The 20,083-nt window shown below is 45.5% G+C and carries 22 protein-coding genes; 18 read left to right on the plus strand and 4 right to left on the minus strand.

What is annotated here, in order from left to right; all coding sequences use genetic code 11:
• Window positions 1-85 precede the first annotated feature (85 nt).
• Window positions 86-823, minus strand: coding sequence for a hypothetical protein (locus AB4Z33_RS12340; protein ID WP_442050225.1), 738 nt, complete (start codon window positions 821-823; stop codon window positions 86-88).
• 367 nt (window positions 824-1,190) lie between these two features.
• Here AB4Z33_RS12340 and coxB point away from each other — a divergent pair, with 367 nt between their 5' ends.
• The 15 genes from coxB to AB4Z33_RS12415 all read left to right on the plus strand — a co-directional run bounded on the left by coxB (window position 1,191) and on the right by AB4Z33_RS12415 (window position 14,442).
• Window positions 1,191-2,243 carry a cytochrome c oxidase subunit II gene (coxB, locus tag AB4Z33_RS12345; protein WP_442050226.1) on the plus strand — a complete coding sequence of 351 codons (1,053 nt, stop codon included), beginning with the start codon at window positions 1,191-1,193 and terminating at the stop codon, window positions 2,241-2,243.
• An 80-nt stretch (window positions 2,244-2,323) separates the two neighbouring features.
• Complete coding sequence (ctaD, locus tag AB4Z33_RS12350; protein ID WP_442050246.1) at window positions 2,324-4,171, plus strand: cytochrome c oxidase subunit I; 1,848 nt, start codon at window positions 2,324-2,326, stop codon at window positions 4,169-4,171.
• On the plus strand, window positions 4,168-4,785 hold the full coding sequence (locus AB4Z33_RS12355; protein WP_442050227.1) for a cytochrome (ubi)quinol oxidase subunit III: 618 nt from the start codon (window positions 4,168-4,170) through the stop codon (window positions 4,783-4,785). The genes ctaD and AB4Z33_RS12355 overlap by 4 nt, the downstream gene beginning before the upstream one ends.
• A 3-nt stretch (window positions 4,786-4,788) precedes the next feature.
• Window positions 4,789-5,106: a cytochrome C oxidase subunit IV family protein gene (locus tag AB4Z33_RS12360; RefSeq protein ID WP_442050228.1), complete on the plus strand. Its 318-nt coding sequence runs from the start codon at window positions 4,789-4,791 to the stop codon at window positions 5,104-5,106.
• Window positions 5,107-5,317: 211 nt separating this feature from the next.
• A complete protein-coding gene (gene ctaG / locus AB4Z33_RS12365; protein ID WP_442050229.1) occupies window positions 5,318-6,217 on the plus strand; it encodes a cytochrome c oxidase assembly factor CtaG in 900 nt (299 codons plus the stop codon).
• A 59-nt stretch (window positions 6,218-6,276) separates the two neighbouring features.
• Window positions 6,277-6,738 carry a DUF420 domain-containing protein gene (locus AB4Z33_RS12370; protein WP_337099964.1) on the plus strand — a complete coding sequence of 154 codons (462 nt, stop codon included), beginning with the start codon at window positions 6,277-6,279 and terminating at the stop codon, window positions 6,736-6,738.
• 170 nt (window positions 6,739-6,908) lie between these two features.
• Entirely contained in the window at window positions 6,909-7,637 is a 729-nt protein-coding gene (locus tag AB4Z33_RS12375) for a hypothetical protein (protein ID WP_442050230.1), read from the plus strand.
• A 30-nt stretch (window positions 7,638-7,667) separates the two neighbouring features.
• Window positions 7,668-8,054 carry a GntR family transcriptional regulator gene (locus AB4Z33_RS12380; RefSeq protein ID WP_442050231.1) on the plus strand — a complete coding sequence of 129 codons (387 nt, stop codon included), beginning with the start codon at window positions 7,668-7,670 and terminating at the stop codon, window positions 8,052-8,054.
• A 17-nt stretch (window positions 8,055-8,071) separates the two neighbouring features.
• The gene (locus tag AB4Z33_RS12385; RefSeq protein WP_442050232.1) at window positions 8,072-8,986 is read left to right on the plus strand and encodes an ABC transporter ATP-binding protein; all 915 of its coding nucleotides are present in this window, start codon (window positions 8,072-8,074) and stop codon (window positions 8,984-8,986) included.
• Between the two features lie 17 nt (window positions 8,987-9,003).
• Window positions 9,004-9,909, plus strand: a complete 906-nt coding sequence (locus AB4Z33_RS12390) for an ABC transporter ATP-binding protein (protein ID WP_442050233.1) — start codon at window positions 9,004-9,006, stop codon at window positions 9,907-9,909.
• Window positions 9,902-11,221 carry an ABC transporter permease gene (locus AB4Z33_RS12395; RefSeq protein ID WP_442050234.1) on the plus strand — a complete coding sequence of 440 codons (1,320 nt, stop codon included), beginning with the start codon at window positions 9,902-9,904 and terminating at the stop codon, window positions 11,219-11,221. The genes AB4Z33_RS12390 and AB4Z33_RS12395 overlap by 8 nt, the downstream gene beginning before the upstream one ends.
• A 38-nt stretch (window positions 11,222-11,259) precedes the next feature.
• Window positions 11,260-11,439, plus strand: coding sequence for a hypothetical protein (locus AB4Z33_RS12400; protein ID WP_442050235.1), 180 nt, complete (start codon window positions 11,260-11,262; stop codon window positions 11,437-11,439).
• A 214-nt stretch (window positions 11,440-11,653) separates the two neighbouring features.
• Entirely contained in the window at window positions 11,654-12,310 is a 657-nt protein-coding gene (locus AB4Z33_RS12405) for a DUF4085 domain-containing protein (RefSeq protein ID WP_442050236.1), read from the plus strand.
• A gap of 109 nt (window positions 12,311-12,419) precedes the next feature.
• Window positions 12,420-12,986 carry a helix-turn-helix domain-containing protein gene (locus AB4Z33_RS12410; protein WP_442050237.1) on the plus strand — a complete coding sequence of 189 codons (567 nt, stop codon included), beginning with the start codon at window positions 12,420-12,422 and terminating at the stop codon, window positions 12,984-12,986.
• A 220-nt stretch (window positions 12,987-13,206) separates the two neighbouring features.
• Window positions 13,207-14,442, plus strand: a complete 1,236-nt coding sequence (locus tag AB4Z33_RS12415) for a CynX/NimT family MFS transporter (RefSeq protein ID WP_442050238.1) — start codon at window positions 13,207-13,209, stop codon at window positions 14,440-14,442.
• 196 nt (window positions 14,443-14,638) lie between these two features.
• On the opposite strand, the gene AB4Z33_RS12420 is transcribed toward AB4Z33_RS12415, so the two are convergent.
• The gene (locus tag AB4Z33_RS12420; RefSeq protein WP_442050239.1) at window positions 14,639-15,115 is read right to left on the minus strand and encodes a GyrI-like domain-containing protein; all 477 of its coding nucleotides are present in this window, start codon (window positions 15,113-15,115) and stop codon (window positions 14,639-14,641) included.
• A gap of 34 nt (window positions 15,116-15,149) precedes the next feature.
• Window positions 15,150-15,623: a hypothetical protein gene (locus tag AB4Z33_RS12425; RefSeq protein ID WP_442050240.1), complete on the minus strand. Its 474-nt coding sequence runs from the start codon at window positions 15,621-15,623 to the stop codon at window positions 15,150-15,152.
• Between the two features lie 91 nt (window positions 15,624-15,714).
• Here AB4Z33_RS12425 and AB4Z33_RS12430 point away from each other — a divergent pair, with 91 nt between their 5' ends.
• Window positions 15,715-16,683 carry a helix-turn-helix transcriptional regulator gene (locus tag AB4Z33_RS12430; protein WP_442050241.1) on the plus strand — a complete coding sequence of 323 codons (969 nt, stop codon included), beginning with the start codon at window positions 15,715-15,717 and terminating at the stop codon, window positions 16,681-16,683.
• Between the two features lie 13 nt (window positions 16,684-16,696).
• Here AB4Z33_RS12430 and AB4Z33_RS12435 read toward each other — a convergent pair whose 3' ends face one another.
• Window positions 16,697-17,881 (minus strand): MFS transporter, encoded by a 1,185-nt coding sequence (locus tag AB4Z33_RS12435; protein ID WP_442050247.1) that lies wholly within the window; start codon window positions 17,879-17,881, stop codon window positions 16,697-16,699.
• A gap of 336 nt (window positions 17,882-18,217) precedes the next feature.
• Here AB4Z33_RS12435 and AB4Z33_RS12440 point away from each other — a divergent pair, with 336 nt between their 5' ends.
• Window positions 18,218-18,799, plus strand: coding sequence for a TetR/AcrR family transcriptional regulator (locus tag AB4Z33_RS12440; RefSeq protein ID WP_442050242.1), 582 nt, complete (start codon window positions 18,218-18,220; stop codon window positions 18,797-18,799).
• A 443-nt stretch (window positions 18,800-19,242) separates the two neighbouring features.
• Window positions 19,243-19,644, plus strand: coding sequence for a hypothetical protein (locus tag AB4Z33_RS12445; protein ID WP_442050243.1), 402 nt, complete (start codon window positions 19,243-19,245; stop codon window positions 19,642-19,644).
• The last annotated feature ends 439 nt before the right edge of the window (window positions 19,645-20,083 follow it).

Here is a 20,083-nt window from a genome sequence, read left to right on the forward strand (position 1 = left end):
GTCTGAGAGCCTTGTTTTATTTTTCGCTTCCATTTAATTGTGCGATTTTTTGTCTTATATATAGGAAGAGATTTTTTTCGAAAAGCTATTGTTCCCCCCTATTGCGTTGTTGACGATGCGGAATGACGATGGGATCGGAGATCGACCTCGGCATGATCGTACCGCCTGCGAAATGATATTTGACCAGGTTGTTGAACTCGTCGAGCGACGGCATAAGCGAGCGTCCGCCCCAGGCGATTTTCGCATATTCATTAAAGTGATTGATGAGCTCCATGTTGGCTGAGATATGGACTTCCTGCACAGCAGGGGCCATCTTCCGTATCTTCAGCGCGATCGTCTGCTTTAGCTCGTCGGACAAGTTATTGTAATCGTTGACGGTGAAATATGAGTTGTACGGACCTGCCAGCCTTCGGCTATTCGTGTAGTTGCTGCCTGTTGCATGATTGTAGACGCCTTCCGTCGTACCCGTATTGTCCTGCTCCACCGTGCCGCCGGAGCTGCGAGTGCCGACAGCCGACCAGTCGAGCATAATACCGACGTAGGCGTTCTTATCTGTAAGGAATACAAGACCCGAGGCTATGCCGTTAAGGCTGGATACTTGATTCGATATTTTGGAGCTGTATTCAAAAAAGGCATTGTCATGCTGATATGGATTGGTCGACATCGTGCCGAATGCTTTGTTCCCAATCATCTTCGGATCACCGGCTTCTCTGCTGCCGTAATCGGAATCGCTGTTCTGCGATAATTGCTCGTAGTTGCAGCCGGTTGCGACAGCCGACAGAACGGCAGCGGACAATAATAAAGCGGCAATTCGTTTCATCATAATAGGACGCCCCCCATTCATACGATATTGGCTTTAGCTTCTGCCGGGAGCCTTTAAATATACGTTTCGGCGCGCATACATAATTGACCATGGGTTTGGTGCACAATGTAGGGTAGGAAGACTGATCCGAGACAGCCTGTTGGCAACGTTCGCAAGAGCTCAAAAACGCCTATATATCGCGTTTTTGACAGCTTTGAGAACAATTTGTGAACTCTCTGTGGAACATTGACAAATAGGTGCTTCAACTTTATATTTAATAAAGTGATTTAAGTTGCAGGAGTTGTAATAACATCTGTGAGAACACGCAGTTAGCCGCTTGCCACGCGAAATTAGGTAGCTGCGAAAACGTCAAAAGTGGGGTTGATTAATGATGAAACGGTGGCAATTTGTAAAACGGCTTGCGCCGCTCATGGCCATGATGGTGCTAGTGTTAGCGGCATGCGGACGGGAAGATTTGTCGACGCTGAATCCCCAGGGACCTGTAGCGGAAGAGCAATTCGGACTGATGAAGCTGGCGATTTCAATCATGCTGATCGTGATTGTAATCGTATTTGCGATTTCTTTGTATGTAATTATTCGTTTCCGCAGACGTAAGGGAGACAACACGATTCCGAAGCAGGTTGAAGGAAACCATAAGCTGGAGATTATCTGGACAGTAATCCCGATCATCATGCTTATTATCCTAGGCGTTCCGACTGTACAATCGGTATTCAACTTGTCTAAGGACTACAGCAAAGACCCAGAGGCTGTTAAGGTAATCGTTACTTCGCACCAATACTGGTGGGAATTCGAATATCCGGAGCTGGGCATTAAGACAGCGCAAGAACTTATTATTCCGACAGGCAAGACGATCGCGATCGAAGCGAAATCGGCAGACGTGCTTCACTCGTTCTGGATTCCTTCGCTTGCAGGCAAGATCGATACGAACCCTGGCGCGAACGTGAACAAAATGTATTTCTCGGCGCCAAAAGAAGGCGTTTACCTCGGCAAGTGCGCCGAGCTGTGCGGACCTTCCCACGGCTTGATGGACTTCAAGGTTAAAGCGGTAGACGAGTCCTCGTTCGACCGTTGGACGGCTGCTATTCAAGAACCGGTAGCTTTGCCAAGCGATCCGGCTATTGCTGAAGCATTCCAAAGCAAGTGTCTTTCTTGCCACGCAGTGGGCGATCTAGGCGGACCGGCCTTCCCTAACTTAACGGGTATCGGCAGCCGCGAGAGCGTCGGAGGTATACTTGTTAATACCGATGATCCGCAATATAGCAATGAGGGTTCCGTATACGATAACCTGTATCGTTGGATCAAAGATCCGAATGCCGTGAAACCGGGCAACCAAATGTCGGGAGCATACGATCTAACGGATCAGGAGCTCGAAGGCATTGCAGATTACTTATCGAAACTAACTCTCGACTACGAACAATAAATCATCGGTGATTGAAGGAGGTACCTACTTTGGCTCATGCTCATGCTCATACGCATGCGGTCAAACGTCACAGCGGTTTAATGGACTGGCTGACAACGGTTGACCACAAAAAAATCGGAATTTTGTATTTGCTCGCGGGAGGATTTTTCTTCCTAGTCGGCGGCTTGGAAGCCTTATTGATTCGGATTCAACTATGGAAGCCGATGAATGACTTCGTAAGCGCTGATACGTTCAATGAATTGCTGACGATGCACGGAACGACGATGATCTTCCTTGCAGCGATGCCGATTCTGTTCGCGCTTATGAACGCGATCGTGCCTTTGCAGATCGGGGCGCGCGACGTTGCATTCCCTTTCTTGAACTCGCTTGGTTTCTGGACATTCTTGTTCGGCGGCGTTCTACTTAACGTAAGCTGGTTTACCGGCGGCGCGCCGGATGCAGGCTGGACAGCCTATGCACCGCTCGCCGGCACGACATACAATGGCGATCATGGCGTCGACTATTATGTTCTAGGCTTACAGGTTGCAGGTATTGGTACATTGATCGGGGGCATTAACTTCCTCGTTACGATTATCAACATGCGTGCGCCAGGCATGACATTCATGCGTATGCCGATGTTTACTTGGACGATCTTCATTACTTCCGCTCTAATCTTGTTCGCATTCCCAGCTCTTACGGTTGGCCTTGCGGCACTGATGTTTGATCGATTGTTCGACGCGAACTTCTTCGACCCATCGGGCGGCGGTAATGCCGTACTATGGGAGCATATTTTCTGGATATTCGGGCATCCTGAGGTTTATATCCTCATCCTGCCGGCCTTCGGCGTTATTTCCGAGGTAATAAGCACATTCTCGCGTAAGCGTTTGTTCGGTTACAGCTCGATGGTATTCGCTACAATCCTGATCGGTTTCTTAGGCTTCATGGTTTGGGCGCATCACATGTTCACGACAGGTCTTGGACCGGTTGCGAATGCGCTGTTCTCCATCGCAACGATGTTGATCGCGGTACCGACAGGTATCAAAATTTTCAACTGGCTGTTCACGATGTGGGGCGGTTCGATTATATTCAACACGGCTAACCTGTTCGCGGTAGGCTTCGTACCTACCTTCGTAATGGGCGGTGTTACCGGCGTCATGCTGGCTGCAGCACCTGCCGACTTCCAATATCATGACTCCTACTTCGTCGTAGCGCATTTCCACTACGTTATCGTCGGCGGTCTGATCTTGGGTATCTTCTCCGGTCTTCACTACTGGTGGCCGAAGATGTTCGGCCGCGCGCTGAACGAAACAATTGGTAAGTTGACGTTCTGGACGTTCTTTATCGGCTTCCACTTGACGTTCTTCGTACAGCATTTCCTTGGTCTTCTTGGTATGCCGCGTCGTATTTGGACGTACCTTGACGGTCTTGGCTTCAATGAAATGAACTTGATTAGTACGATCGGCGCGTTCCTGATGGCTCTAGGTACAATCTTCTTCCTCTTGAACATTGTTACGACAGCGTTCAAACCGAAGAACGCACCTGCTGACCCATGGGGTGACGGACGTACGCTCGAGTGGACGATTCCATCGCCAGCTCCAGAGTACAACTTCGCTCAAACGCCGCTTGTTCGCGGTTACGATGCTTACTGGAAAGAGAAGATGGATGGCCACAAAGGTATGACGCCTGCTGAGCCGCTTGGCCCGATTCACATGCCATCGCCATCGATTCTACCGTTCTTTATGGGACTTGGATTGTTTATTGCAGCACTAGGCTTCATGTATGCACCGGATTGGGGCAACCTGTTCGATGGATTCAAAGCAGGTTATGGCGTTGGTATTATCGGCCTTCTCATCTTGTTCGGATGCATGTTCTTGCGTTCGGTCATCGATGATCACGGCTTCCATATCGAAGAAGAAGAAATCCTCAAAGACAAGGGGGGGAAAGCATGAGCGCACACTCGCATGTAGAGGGGCAATTGCCTCATGAGCCCGAAAAGGCGACCCTCGAGGGACGCAATAAGGTATTAGGCTTCTGGTTATTCCTTGGCGGCGAAACAGTCTTGTTCGGAACGTTGTTCTCAGCGTTCCTCGCTCTTCGCCACCAAGTACTGAGCGGGCCTCCTGCAGAGGAGCTGTTCAAGCTCGGTCTCGTAGCAGCAGCTACGTTGATCTTGCTGACATCCAGCTTGACGAGCGTATTCGCCGTTCAAGCGCTGCATAACAACCAAGTGAAATCTTTGATGACGTGGTTAGCGATTACAGTTGTTCTAGGCGCAGGTTTCCTTGGCCTCGAGATTTACGAGTTCGTTCATTACGTTCATGAAGGTCACGGCTTTACAACGAGCGCATTCAGCTCCTCGTTCTATACGCTCGTCGGCTTCCACGGCGCGCACGTTGCATTCGGTATCATGTGGATTACCCTTCTAATCATTCAATTAGGGAAGAAGGGTCTGAACACAACGACGGCTCCTAAAGTGTATATTGCCAGCATGTACTGGCACTTTATCGACGTCGTATGGGTATTTATCTTCACCGTCGTGTACTTGATGGGAAAGGTGGGCTAATCGATGGCAAGCAATCATTCAGCCACAGAGGAAAGCACCAAACGTCATAAGGTCGAAGGACCGAAGAAACACGTCATCGCCTTTATTTTCTCCCTCGCGCTTACGCTTGTCGCATTCGCGGCAGTAATCGGCGGAGAAATCAACAAAGACTTCATCTACATCATCTTGATGGGAACGGCTTTCTTGCAAGTATTCGTACAGATGGCGTTCTGGATGCATATGAAGGATCGTGGACATACGTTCGCGCTTATCGGAATATTGGGCGGAATATTCATCGTCTTTACTTGCGTCATCATGGCGGAGTATTGGGCTTGGTGGTAAACCGCAGTTGAATTTCATCGGAGGAGGGTCCCAAGGCTTGGGTCCCTCCTCTTTTCTAGAAATATAGGAAAGCATAAGTTTTATTCTTATTCATACGCCTATACTTCTCCCCGAAACGAATGCTACACGCCGTCAGAGGTCGGCGTTAGCCGTTTACGCTTGACATGCAGCTAAAGCTCGAAATAGTAAGTGAAAGAAAGGAGTATCCACGATGCTAGGCTTAGAGTATTTCACATTCGAAGAGTTGTGGACCCCGTTTTTTTTGTTCGGAATGGCTGCGATTGTCATTCTCTATTTCTATCTAATCGGCCCTTGGCGGCTTAAGCATATGCCCGGCGAACCACCGGCAACGGCATTGCAGAAGACGATGTTCGTTACGTCTGCTGTGCTTCTCTACTTGTCACACGGCGGCCCGCTTAGTCTCCTAGGCCATATGATGTTCACGTTCCATATGGTCAATATGTCTATATCCTACTTGATCGTTCCTCCGATGTTCCTGCTGGCTATACCGGCCTTCCTATGGCGTAGAGCGTTCGCTGCTGCCTTCTGGAGCAAGTTCAGCAAGCTGATGCATCCTATTATTACGCTAGTTTTGTTCAATATGTTGTTCTCTATCTATCATGTACCGATGATTCATGACTATGTCATGACGCATTTCACCATTCATCGCCTTTATTATTTGATTCTGTTCATTACTTCATGCATGATGTGGTGGCAGATTACAAGTCCGGTATCGGAATGGAGCCGTCTGACGGATCTGAAAAAGATGGCTTACGTGTTCGCTAACGGCGTATTGCTTACGCCTGCGTGCGCTCTTATTATTTTTGCCAAAAACTCTATGTATGCAATCTACAGCGATCCGAGCGTATGGGTAACGGCTATGGGCTATTGCGTATCCGGCGACCCTAGCAGACTTCTTGATCTGGGCGGCATAGGCGGGGGACCGACGTTCTTCAACCTGATGGACGTTGTTGAGGATCAACAGCTTGGCGGTATCGTTATGAAGCTTGTTCAGGAGCTAATGTACGGTATAATCCTTGCGTATATTTTCAAGCAGTGGTTCAAGAAAGAGCATACCGAGGATGAGATGCCTAATCCAGGCACCGCTTAATGAATAGATAAGGCATGTGCTGAACCAATATTATTATGATTACAATAGGTGGGGTATTAATGGATAAGTTTACGATTGTGCCTTCAATTAGCACTTTCTTTATCGTTCTGAGCGGCATACTTGTCGCGATTGGATGGCGTCTGGCGATTAAGCGCAAGCTGGAGCAGCATCAGAAGGTTATGTTCGCTGCGGCTGTCTCGGCGCTGCTGTTCTTCATTATTTATGTATCGCGTTCGGTGTTCCAGGGGAATACGGAGTGGGGCGGACCGGATGAATTGAAGCCTTATTATCTCGTCTTCTTGCTGTTCCATATCGTGACGGCGACTGTCGGCGGGGTATTCGGCATCACGACACTGACGCTGGGCTACCGCAAGAAGTTCGCGAAGCATCGTAAGTGGGGCAGAGTAACTTCGGTGGTATGGTTCGTAACCTCGATTACGGGCACGGCGGTATATGTATTGCTGTACCTTATGTATCCGGGCGGCCATACGAAGCCGGTTTTTGACGCTATTTTCGGCTAATATAGGTGTAAGTGAATCAGGCATGTCAGGCGGATAATCCGTCTGATGTGCCTTTTTTTATGCTGAAAAAAATAAAAAGGAAGTCATTGACAACTGTGTATATCGTGAGTATACTGTGTATAAAGATATATACAGTATACTTACTGAACACATCGAGGGGAGCCAATAAGGTGAGCAAATGGAAAGGCGCATGGTTTCTTGCCAAGCAAGAGTTAGTGAGGGATCGATGGAGAAGCATTATAATGGTGGCGTTGATCGGATACATCCTTTTGTTCACCCTTCCGGTATTCATTGATTCACTGACTGAGAGTGAAGAGGACTCTATGTCATGGCTCACAGACTTCATTTACTTATCGTTGCTGCCTTGTCTGGGCTTCGTCCTTAATAACACGATGATGAATTATTTCAAGAAGGATACCTACTCGAAAAAGCTCGCATACTTGCGAACATTGCCTATCACGCCGCAGCAGATTGCATTAGGCCGACTTATTCAACTAACAATTGTTTTATTCGCAGCACAGCTCATATATTTCGTAGCGCAATATGTCATCATTCATTTCGCTTCTTCCGTAGTTATCGATTTTGGCGACTTCGCTTTGTATGCATTGTTCTGGTTCGGATATTCGCTTACGATTGCAACCTCTTATGTGTACTGGGAGATGGGGTACAGCGGTAAAATCTATATGGTTGTTTGTACCTTGGTAGCGATTCTCTTCCTAGGTATTGCGATTACGATAACTTGGCTAGGTCAAGGCAATATCGTCATTGGCATATTGGAAGCGATCGAAGAGGGAAAATGGTGGATTGCGCTTATTACCCCAGCAATCTCTGCAATAACGATTCCTCTCGGTTACCGTGTGCTTTCGAATCGAATTGCCAAGCGCAACTATATCGTCTAGATGAATTGAAACTAAGAAGAAGGTGAAGCCATGCGGTTGCCCATACAAATTAACGAGCAAAGCGCCGAGCCGCTCTATCATCAAATAGAAGTACAACTGCGGGCTTTGATCGTAAGCGGACAATTGCAAGAGGGCACGCTGCTGCCATCGATTCGAGAATTGGCACAAACGGTGAAGTGCAGCGTAATAACGGTTAAGCGAGTATACAGTGACTTGGAGACAGAAGGTTTGCTGCGAACGAGGCAAGGAACTGGCACTTATGTAGCCCTTGTTGGCGAGCAGGAGCGCGATCGACACCGGTTATCGGCCGTGACCGAGGCGATGGAGCAAGCGATTATCGCCGGCAAACGAGTTCAATGTACGGTTGAGGAGCTTCAGTCGTTGTTCAAGGAAGCGATGAATAAGCATTTTGATTAGGGCAGGAGGCTATTGCGATGACAGAAGAGTTAGCGGTTAAGATGAAGGGCGTCGTACAGAAACGCTCGAACTTTCATCTAGGACCGATGGATCTTATGATTCCAAAAGGCTATATTACCGCGATTGTCGGACCGAACGGCAGCGGCAAGAGCTCGACCTTCAGACTGCTGCTCGACTTGGTCAAGCCGGACGAAGGCAGCATTGAGCTTCTGGGACAGCAGGTAGGCAATGGCGTGGATATCGAGCTGAACAAGAGGATCGGTTACTTGCCGGAAGAGTCTTGGACGCATGAAGAGAAGATGAAAGCAACCGAGAAGGCGGAATTTCAGCGGTTCTGGTACGACAATTGGGATGTGAACCGTTATCAGGAGCTGCTGAGAGTTCTAGAGGTTGATCCGAATCAAATGCTTGGCAAAATGTCCAAAGGCAGCCGGCGCAAGTTCGAATTCGCTTTGGCCCTTGCACATGGACCGGAGCTTCTGCTCCTCGACGAGCCATCCTCCGGACTTGATCCGCTCGCTTGGAAGACGATGATCGATGTGCTGCACCGGTATATGGATCGCGGCGATCGGACGATACTGATGACTTCGCATATCGTCGAAGAAGTGAAGCGCCTTGCCGATTACATTGTCATCATGTCGCAAGGACATGTGCTCGGCATGTATGAAAAGGATGAGCTGTTCAGCAGCTGGTTCATCTACTTCCTTAGCGGAGATGAGCTAACGGCTGAAGTGGCAGCGAAGATGCCGGGGCAATGCGGTGTCGAGCATGCAGGGGGAACAACCTACCGCATTACGACGAATCAAGCCGGGCAAGCCGAGCAATGGTGTTCCGAGCAAGGACTTACGTTAGTTAGCAGGCAAGCGATGGAGCTGGATGAAATTATGGCCGCTCTATTAATGAAAGATAGATTGAACGCGAGATCCAACTAAATGAGGGGAGCAATAACATGAATCCATTAAAGGTTGAGCAGATCGTCAAGCAGTATGGGGAGAAAACAGCTGTAAACGGCATTAGCTTTGAGGTAAGCGAAGGGGAAATTTACGGGTTGTTAGGCGCCAACGGTGCGGGCAAGACAACGACAATGCGAATGGTATTAGGACTTATTTATCCCGATGAGGGCAATATCTATTATCATGGCAAGCCATATAGCAACGAGCAATTAAAAGGACTTGGATATCTGCCTGAAGAGAGAGGTCTTTATCCAAAGGTTCGCGTAAGCGACCAAATCATATACTTAGCACAATTGCGCGGCATGTCGAAGAAGGATGCAGATGCGAACCTGAAGCGCTGGCTCGATCGGTTCGAAGTGCCGGAGTACTACAACAAGAAGGTTGAAGAGCTGTCTAAGGGCAATCAGCAGAAGATTCAATTCATCGCATCCGTTATCCATAATCCGAAGATCATCATTCTCGACGAAGCTTTCAGCGGACTCGATCCGGTTAACGTGGAGCTTCTGAAGTCGACGGTTAAGGAGCTGCGGGATTCCGGCACAAGCATTCTGTTCTCGACTCACCGTATGGAGCATGTCGAGGAGTTATGCCGCAACATTACGATTCTTCACCGTTCGAACGCCGTTCTGAAGGGCAGCTTGAAGGAAATTAAGAAGCAATTCCCGAAAGAACGCGTCATCCTGAGCACGGAGAGCGAAGTGACGGGACTGGAACAAATTCCAGGTGTAACCGGCGTTACGCGTCATGAGTATGGCTATGAGATTGGTATAACGAATGAAGCGACAGGCGGACTTATTTTGCACCATGCGATCGGTCAAACGACGATTACGCGTTTCGAGATCAAAGAACCGACGTTAAACGAGATTTTCATCAAAACAGTAGGCGGTGACGGCCATGAATAACTTCTGGACAGTAGTTGGCTTTACGATTAAAAACAAATTCAGAGGCAAGGCATTCCTGATCACAACTTTGATTATTGCTGTAATTATATCCATAGTTGTTAATCTTCCGTATATATTCTCGTTATTCGGAGGCGGTAACAAAGTAACGAACATCGGTTATATTCAGTCGTCACAGTCGGAGCTTGCGGCAGGTTCTACTATAGGCGATCAATTGAAGGCTTATTATGAGGCTCAAGAAGACGCGTCAATTAAGTTGATTCCTTTCCAGGACAAAGGAGACGCTGCTGCCAACGAAGCCGAGCTTAAGAAAGCTATCACGGATAAAGACATTAAAGGTTACTTGGAATTCGGTGAAGTTACAGCAGAGAGCGGCTTGCCAAGCATGACCTACAAGTCGGAGAAGCTGATGGAGATGGAGCTTACAAGCTCGCTTCAAAGCACCTTGCAAGCGATTCGTATGGAAGCGGCGCTGCAAAGCGCAGGCCTGACCGACGAGCAGAAAACGCAATTGTTCACGCCGGTAGCTATTGAAACGGTTCAAATCTCTGCAACAGAGGGTGCAGGCAGTATTGGAGAAGGCAAGACACCTGCCGAGCAAGGCATGAATATGGGCTTCGTCTATGTGCTTGTTATCTTGCTCTTCATGACGATTATGATTACAGGTCAATTGATTGCTTCGGAGATAACAGCTGAGAAAAGCTCGCGCGTCATGGAGCTGCTCATTACGAGCGTCGCACCGCTGAAGCAAATGTTCGGTAAAATTCTAGGTATGTTCATTGTAGGGTTGATTCAAGTTTTTGCTTACGTAGCGGTCATCCTTATTAACGTAAGCCTTCCGCATAACAGCAAGACGCTGAAGGATCTGGACATCGACTTCAGCCTGATCGATCCATCGCTCATTGTTTATGCACTGATCTTCTACGTGACCGGATACTTCCTGTTCGCAACGCTGTTCGCGGCGGTCGGCTCGATTGTAAGCCGGACGGAGGATCTTGGCCAGGCGGTGCTGCCGATCACGATGATCTCCCTTGCGGGCTTCTATATCACGATCTTCAGCATCAGCAGCCCGGGCAGCATGCTCGTGAAAGTCACATCGTACATTCCGTTCTTCTCGCCATACGTCATGATGCTTCGCCTTGGCTTGACTGAACCGCCAATGTGGCAAGTGCTCACATCCATCGGCATCCTGCTCGTATCGATCTACGTATCGGTATGGATCTCGGCTAAGATCTACCGTACGGGCGTACTCATGTACGGCAAGCGTCCGAGTTGGAAAGAGATTCGCAAGGCTATGAAGGCTTATAAGATTTAATGGGTGTCGCTTCTTTAAAATAGGAGGAGGCTGAAGTCATGAGTGAAGAGAACAAGAACAATGGCAGTAAGAAGCTCGCTTCGGGAATGGGAATAGGGATAGCGATCGGTATCGCCATTGGCGTGGCGATGGATAATATTGCGATTGGCATTGCCATTGGCGTCGCATTGGGAGCAGCATTCGGTGCTTCGGCCTCCAAACCTCCGAAAAATAAGTGAATGACCAACGTCGCCGACTTCGTCTAAGGTGTTGTGCCTGGCGTTGGCGCGGTTCTTGTCTGCTATGCTTTATACCGTTTTGGACTAGAGCGCAAGCGGGCTAGCGAAAAAACGATAGCGTATTAGTGAAGACGGTCAATCCTGGGGGATTGTCCGTCTTTATTTGTGTTAGAAAGCCGTATGTTTAATAAGTAAACTTTACTAGGAGGAACGAATGAAATATTTCACTAAAGAGTGGTATGAAGAATCGCAAATAAGAAGTTTTTTGATTTTTCGTGAAACGGAGAAGGATTGGGATGACGACATTGCGTGGTATGAATCTGAAGGATTGAACTTCAAAGAAATATGTAAGAACAACTTGGAATATAGCAGAGCAGATTTACTCAAATATCTTCCTGCGTTCTTTCATCCTTATATCCAAGACGGAACGTTAAATTCACAATTTCCTTCCCAAGAACTTAGAAAAATGGCTGACCAATGGCTATTGGAGTATGATGAGAGAGCAAAAACAAAAGGAATTACATATCGGAACTACTATAACTCCATAAAAAAGTCACTCCCCGAAAATGTTGTTCAGTTGTATGAAAAGTCTTTACACGATGCACGAGTAACTTCGATTGAGAAACCTTTGAAGGACAAGTTTATCATGACATTGGATTGTACGGGCGGATATCATTATTTAACGGATATTAGGCTAACCTTTACAGGCGTGCAGCAGGTTCAACCTACTAACTTAAGTGTTGGGAGTGGCTGGCTTTACGATGAAGTTTATCTCACAGAAACAGGTTTTGAACTACATGTGTTAGTAGATGGTCCTTTAATGGAGTTCACAATCACAGCTGAAAACGTTACGATCGAGATCATTTCATAATTCAGTGTTAAGTAGGAGTGTAGTCCACCATCCAATACTAATTGTATGGAAAAGAGTCTAGATAAACAGTATACTAGCTATAATTGTTAGTTGTTGAGGTGAATATCAAATGGACGAAATCGATGAATCAAAACAACTTGTATTACAAATCGGCGGTGCCTTGAAAAAGTACAGAAAAGAAAAAAACATGAACTTAGACGACTTAGCGGAATTAACGGGAGTAAGCAAGCTTACTCTGGGGAATATCGAACGTGGCGAGACAAATCCAACTTTGGCGATTATATGGAAAATTTCAAAAGGCATATCTTTACCGCTATTGGCTTTGTTCAAATCAGAAGATCCTGTTAGTTTGTATCGAGCAGGCGAAGGGCTGCGGTTTTCTAACGATCAAAAAAATTGGATCATTGAACCAGTTTTTAAAAACGCAAGCAGCGATATTGAAATGTGTCGGGCTTACTTAGAGCCGAATAGCTCGTATCACCCTGAAGGTCATCATGTGAATACAACTGAAATTGCGACAGTAATGACTGGTTCCATTGAAATTCAAGTCAATGGAGAGATTTACACATTGAATCAATATGATACGATCAGTTTTCGTGCGGATTGTCCTCACTCTTATACCAATCATACGAATAGTGAAACAGTGCTCCATATAGCCTTAAAGTATGGTTTCTAAAAATCGAAAATTTCACTTATTAAATACAACTCCGAATTCCATGACGGGAATTCAGAGTTGTATTTTTATTTTCAGACGATAAATAGTATGTTATAAAAAACTTCTTGTTAAAAATAGTATAGTATAATATACTTTTGTTGTCCGCGCGGATGTTATCTCATAGTTTTTCAATCAGCAGGAAACAAATGATAAGTATGAACTCAGGAAGGAGAAATGAAGAATGCCGAATAAACAAAATAAAAATGCCATCCCCTCCTCTATAGGTCTGATAATTCTCGGCATTATTGTTATTGCAGCAAATTTACGTGCCCCCTTAACCTCGGTCGGTCCTTTAGTGAGTCACATAAGGGATGACGTTCGTATTTCAAATACATTAGCAGGTTTGATAACAACGGTACCTTTGCTTGCCTTTGCTTTACTATCGCCTCTAGTACCAAAATTAGGACGAAGGTATGGGGTTGAACGTATCATTGTGATTGCCCTAATTTTTTTGACTGTTGGCATTGTAATACGTTCTTTATCTGGTGCAGCTAATCTGTATATTGGGACAGCAATTCTTGGATTCGCAATTGCCGTATGTAATGTATTATTGCCAAGTTTAATCAAAAGGGATTTCCCAAATAAAATTGGCTCCATAACAGGTATTTACTCCATTTCTATGAGTTTATTCGGAGCAATCGCATCGGGAATTAGTGTTCCGCTAGCCGTGAACGCAGGTCTAAAATGGCAGGGAGCATTGGGAATATGGGGTATTCTAAGCTTTGTATCGATTCTCTGTTGGCTACCCCAATTAAGAAATCAAACGAAGAAAACAATCACGACGAGTCAACAGATGGCCAGCAACGACGTGAATGTTTGGCGATCCCCTCTTGCCTGGCAAGTAACCTTGTTTATGGGTATACAGTCCATGGTTTTCTATGTGTTGATCGCTTGGTTGCCTGAAATTTTAAAGCAGCAAGGAATTGACGCAAACCAATCAGGATGGATCCTCTCGATAATGCAGTTAGCTCTGCTTCCTTTTACCTTTATTGTCCCCGTTATTGCTGGGCGCATGTCTAGTCAACGTTTGTTAGTGGTGATCACAATCATTCTGCTTTTGACGGGAATGCTCGGACTTCTATACGGGAGCTCCAATATCATTCTGTTGTGGATTATAATACTCGGAATTGGTGGAGGTTGCGCCTTTAGTTTGTCCATGATGTTTTTCGGTCTACGTACTGAAAATGCGCATCAAGCAGCTGAACTGTCTGGCATGGCGCAATCGATCGGATATCTTCTTGCCGCAATTGGTCCTACCCTTATAGGATTTCTGCATGATACAACAAATAGTTGGAATCTGCCACTTTTCATTCTGCTTGGCGCTACGGTCCTACTCTATTTAGTCGGTATAGGAGCAGCAAGAAACCGTTTTGTAGGTAGCCGAAATAGTTTCGAACTGCCACGGAAAGGACGATAAATATGTTTGACTGTGCATTAACTCCTTTGGGAAATGCAGAGATACAGGAATCCTAACGAGGACTGTAGCCAATAAGACAGCATGGCAGCTCACACATGATGAGCTGCCGTGCTGCCAACTAAAAAGAGGTTAGTAATTTATGTGCTTATGAGGGTTCAGTGTAATTTAGCAACCGGACAGTAAATAGAGGAAAAAGTTATTTTTTAACCACAGGCACCCAAAACTCGCCGTAGAATGTGCCCTCGCCGTTTTCTTTGCGATAGGTGGCATTTGGACCGCCGATGTAAGCATAATCAGTGATTCGGGCTAACACTTCGCCAAAAGCAAGGTAAGTCAACTGATCAAACAAAGTTTCCTTGTCACCATTTCCTGCGACCACGATGTACTCGCTCTCTGGAAACTCGATAATGCGCGTTGCGTCAGCTACTATCTTTCCAGCTTCTACCGCGAAATAATTCCACGGCTTGCCTTGATAAACCTCGTTCACTGACCATTCACGATCATCTTTTGCAGCGTCTTTGAGCTTAGCAAACCGCCCGTCAGCCTTGAGTCTGCCCCAAAACTCGGCTTTTTCCTGTTGCAAAGCTGTCATGTCTTGAAAATTGGACTGGATTGAAAAACCGTATGCGGTCAATGTGAATGATTTTTTGTGTTCAATTGTGTATTCTGCCATGTGAGCTCCTTTCAAATTATCACAAAGATTAGTTTTAGACTTTTTTTGCGCGAAGCCACATTTCACCGTAGAATTCACCGTTTTCAGCTGCTTTGACGAATGTTGAGTTACCGGGACCTACGTATTTGTAGTCTGTAAATTCTTGCAGCATGCCGCCGAAAACTTTGCCTGTGATTTCATCAGCAAGGCTGTTTTTGTCAGAGCCTGTGCCAGGCACAACGAGGTAGTCGCCAGCGAGGAAATCGAGGACGACCGCGTCATCCAAATTGAAATCCCCTATCACGCCGAAACCGCGCCAAGCCTTGCCGTCGATAACATAATTGATTTGATATTCTTGCCCGTCAGCCAGCGCGAGAAGTTCAGCAAGCTTGCCATTTTCAGTGATTTCGGCCTTTTTCGCTGCCGTTTTTGCTGAATTGCCTGCCCAGTCGTTGAAGTCCTCAAATGAAACACCGAAAGCAGTCATTTTGTAGTTTTCTGAGATCGTTTTGATTGAGTAATTAGGCATATTGTTCTCTCCTTTGTGAACTTACTTTTACAAGATCGATTCTATTTGCCGAATGTATCAAAAAATGATACTTTTTTGATACAATAAAAACATGAAGAAAACAGAGCGAGTAAACCTAATCATGCGCTATATCAATAACCGCGCACATTTTACGATTGCCGAGATTCAGCGGGAGTTCAAGATTTCCCGCGCGACGGCGATCCGCGACATTAATGAGATTCAAGCGATGGGTTTTCCACTGACTACCGAACTGGGGCGCGGTGGAGGCTACAATGTCCTACAAAATCAGTATTTACCTGCAGCACGTTTCACGCCAGATGAGCTGAAGGCGATATTTATCAGTTTTATGGCTTCGAAAAATTCACAGCTGCCTTATCTGCAAAATCGCCGCTCAATCACTGAAAAACTTATCGGCATCGCGTCGCAAACTCAGCAAGACGAGCTGATCGAGCTGAATAATATCTTGCTTTTTGAAAATACAAATCCTGCTAATCCGAATCTTTTGGAGCTCGATGATGCAGCGCCTGCGGAGCTAAACCAGTTGATTTCGCTTGCTGTACGAGATAAGCATTTACGCTTGAATTATGAGCCGAGTCTTGGATGGCCACAGTTACTGGACGTTTATTTGCTTCATATTTTTAACTCGAACGCCCAATGGCTAGTCGAAGTTTATGATTTTGATACGGATGAGTTTCGTTATCTGCCTGTTGATTTGCTGCGGGATTCTGCAATTTCTGAGCTTGATATGAAGTACTCCGAGCAAGAGATTTTAAGCAAAAAAAGAATGGGTTCACGTCAGTCCAATCTTGTTGTGAAGCTCGATACGACCGGGATTCAACGCTTTAAACGCATGCACCCGCCGGGGATTATTTTGTCCTTTACCGGAATGTTTCAATCGAGCGGGATATTCAATGTTCAGTTGGATGTGACCGATGTTGAGGCGCTGTCTTATTACGCGGATTGGCTTTTGTTTTTGGGGAAAGGAGTCGTGTTTGAGCGTATTCCTGAAGAGTTGCGCTTGATTTTGGAGGGTCGTTTATCCAATATAAGATTTTCTTGATTTTTAACAGAAGTCATTTAATGCGTCGGGTTAATGCCCAGAATAGAAGAGCCAAAGCACTGACAATTGCACCTAACAAGCACACGCCGTTCCAGCCTGAGTAAGCATAGATACTGGTGGATGCGATTGACCCGGTGGCACTTCCAACGGAATAGAAAATCATGTAACCAGCAGTGAGCCTGCTGCGTGCCTCGGGGATCAATGTAAGGATCATGCTCTGGTTGGTGACATGAACGGCTTGTACTGCAAGGTCAAGAAGGAAAATACCGATGATTAATGCGAGAAGCGAATGTTGAGTATAACTTATTGGCAACCATGATAATAGCAACAGAATTAGTGCCACTCCTGTGGTCCTCTGCCCTAAACCTCGATCGGCAAGACGACCTGCTCGCGCTGCCGCTAATGCCCCAGCAACTCCAGCGAGACCAAACGCTCCAATCGCAGAATGTGAAAGAGAAAGGGGCGGAGCGCTGAGAGGCAACACGAGAGAAGTCCATAATATACTGAAAGCAGTAAAAATCATCAAAGCTAGCACGGCACGAATTTGCAGGATTCGTTCTTGTGCGAACATCGTGAGCAGCGAACGAAGCAACTGTAGGTAGGATAATGATTCTCTTTTGTGCTCATCACGCGGCAGCACCCGATACAATACGCATGCCATGATTAGCGTTAATACCGCAGAGACAAGGTAGACAGAACGCCAACCGGCTAAATCCGTTAATACGCCAGCGAAAGTTCGCGCTATTAGAATACCAATAACGATTCCACTTGTCACCACTCCCACAGTTCTGCCACGTTTGGTTGGAGCAGCCAAGGTTGCAGCGAACGCAACGAGCGTCTGTGTCACTACGGCAAGCAATCCAACCGCAGCTATGCCTATGAATAACACCATGCTGGTGGAGGCGGTGCCAACCACAATCAAAGCCAACACGGATAATAGTATCTGTCCGGTGATCAGCCAACGTCGATTTAACAGATCGCCGAGCGGCACTAGCAATAGCAGTCCGAGTGCGTAACTCGCTTGAGTGATTGTAATTACAATGCCGACGGATGAATGAGTAATACCGAACTCGTTTGAAATTGCGTCCAGCAACGGTTGCGCGTAATAGATGTTGGCGACTGCCAGTCCGCAGGCGATTGCAAATAAGAGTGCCACTTTATGAGATATTAAAGATGCGGGTACTGATTCTGATGCTATAAACGCTTCTTGAGCTGGTTCAACGTGTCTGTCTGTGAAATCCACGGTAATGACATTCGGTTCATCAACAATCTTTCCCAAAGATAACGCCTCCGTTTACGTTTATCGGATTTATAAAATAAAATACTGATTGGTATGAAATGTTTCCTGAAAAATATAACTTTAAAAAAGATAGCTGTCAAGATACTCCTGCGAAGGCTAGACTCAAAAGAGTGAAAACTCTTTATCCTGTCACTATTCGTGGTCTATGGGCTGTAAAAGGTTAATCTTATTGACAGAATACTCTTCACACAATAAAATTATAACATACCGTTCGATATGAAAAGAGGAATTGTTATGGCTCGACAACGCGAATTTGATGAGGAAAAGGCATTGGATGCAGCTATGCAACTATTTTGGGAAAAAGGGTTCGAAGCTACCTCTGTAAGCGATTTGACATCAAGAATGGGCATTCAGCGACCAAGCATATACTCCACCTTTGGAGACAAAAAAGGACTATTTGAAGCTGCGTTGCGCAAATATACGAGTTCCCATGCTGCCTATGTTCGCGCCAATTTTCAAAATAGTACTTCTGTTAAAGAGGCATTCCGTGCCTTCTTTGAAAATATGGTGGCAAAAGAATATGAAGGTGGTCCGAACTGGGGGTGCTTTTGCATCAATTCGATGGTGGAACTTTCGCCCCATGATGAGAAATTTGAAATCCTAACAAGAGAACATCAGATGTATCTTTCGGTAATATTTCAAGAAACGATTGAACGAGGTTTGCGCTCAGGTGAGCTTGATACCGCTATTAACGCAAAGAGTTTAGCACAGACACTAGTCATATCGTTAATAGGAATCACTGTGATTATGAAATCTCGTCCAGAACGATCGTTTGTTGATAACTCTGTAAAGGAAATACTTGCATTATTAAGATAGAATTAAAAAATAAAGTGCCCTTAAGCTATCAACAGAAGATGTAAGCTGCTTTTTGGTGAAGGTTCGTTCTAATTTCGCGACCCTGGGCTGGATGGAATATTCAGATCACTATTCATTCGTCATCCCTGGGACCGGGAATAGTGGGGGATACCCTTAGTAATGATTAATTGGTTAAATCATTACGCTAACGGCACACTTTAGAGTAATGACCAAGGAGCAGAACCGTCTTAATGGTTCTGCTTCTTTATTTTCGTTGAAGCAACTGGTAGGAGAACATCGTACGATACAGAAGTCCGGTACTAGAAAATGATGGTACTATTCCTAAATTATCGCTGTGATACACTTAGTAATAGAGTAAGTAAGGGAAAGAGTCTTTTGGTCTACTCGAGAATTATATTTAATGATTTAAATAGAATAAATTGAGTATAGAATGTGGGGTGATTATGATTAAAAAACTAATTTTATTTATAATAATAATTGTTATAGGCATTATACTTATTGAAGGTATGAGGGTATTGTTAAACCCATTAACTCGGTCAGAAGACACAATAAGAGAAAAATTGTTGACTCAAATTCCATTGGGAACCGATATGAACGAAGCTATCGATTTTGCAAAGAGAAAGAAAGGATGGTCAGATATCAAAATAGATGATGCAAATGGTTATAATAGTGAATTGGGCATAAAGACAACTGTAGGTGAAAAACACTTTTCAGTTCATGCTGGAGATTATCGTAGTCTTTTGAATTTATATTTTTTTGTAGCAGATGTAACAATCTATTTTGGTTTTAACGAAAACTYCGAATTAATTGATATTCGAGTCAGGAAAGATATAGATTCACTTTAAATAAGACGAGAATAGTACGTAATCAGCTACAACCACAGTAAAAAAATATAACAAGGCAATCCTTAAGGACTCCGCGGAAAAAACTGCGGAGTCCTTTTTGCGGCCGTCAATAATGTTGTGCAAACTTGGAACTAAGGTTCATACTTCAGTTACAGCAGCAGATTCAGCAGCCATTTTACCTTTGCAGGAAGCCCTGGGATATGACCTTGTTCAAAGTCTGTTCATACAACAGAGAAAGGGTTAGCAAAAAAATGATAGCGTATTAGTGAAGACGGTCAATTCTGGGGATTGTCCGTCTTTATTTGTATTAGGTTACATGCGTATCGTAATTAGATAGAGAAACCTCCGGGGAGAAGTGCGTTTACTAAGAGCAATTAGCACATTAACGAAATTATTATCTTTTAATTTCTGGATTCGATACGTACTGAACTGCAAGATC

The sequence above is a fragment of the Paenibacillus sp. 2TAB19 genome, assembly GCF_052115185.1.
Classification (GTDB): domain Bacteria; phylum Bacillota; class Bacilli; order Paenibacillales; family Paenibacillaceae; genus Pristimantibacillus.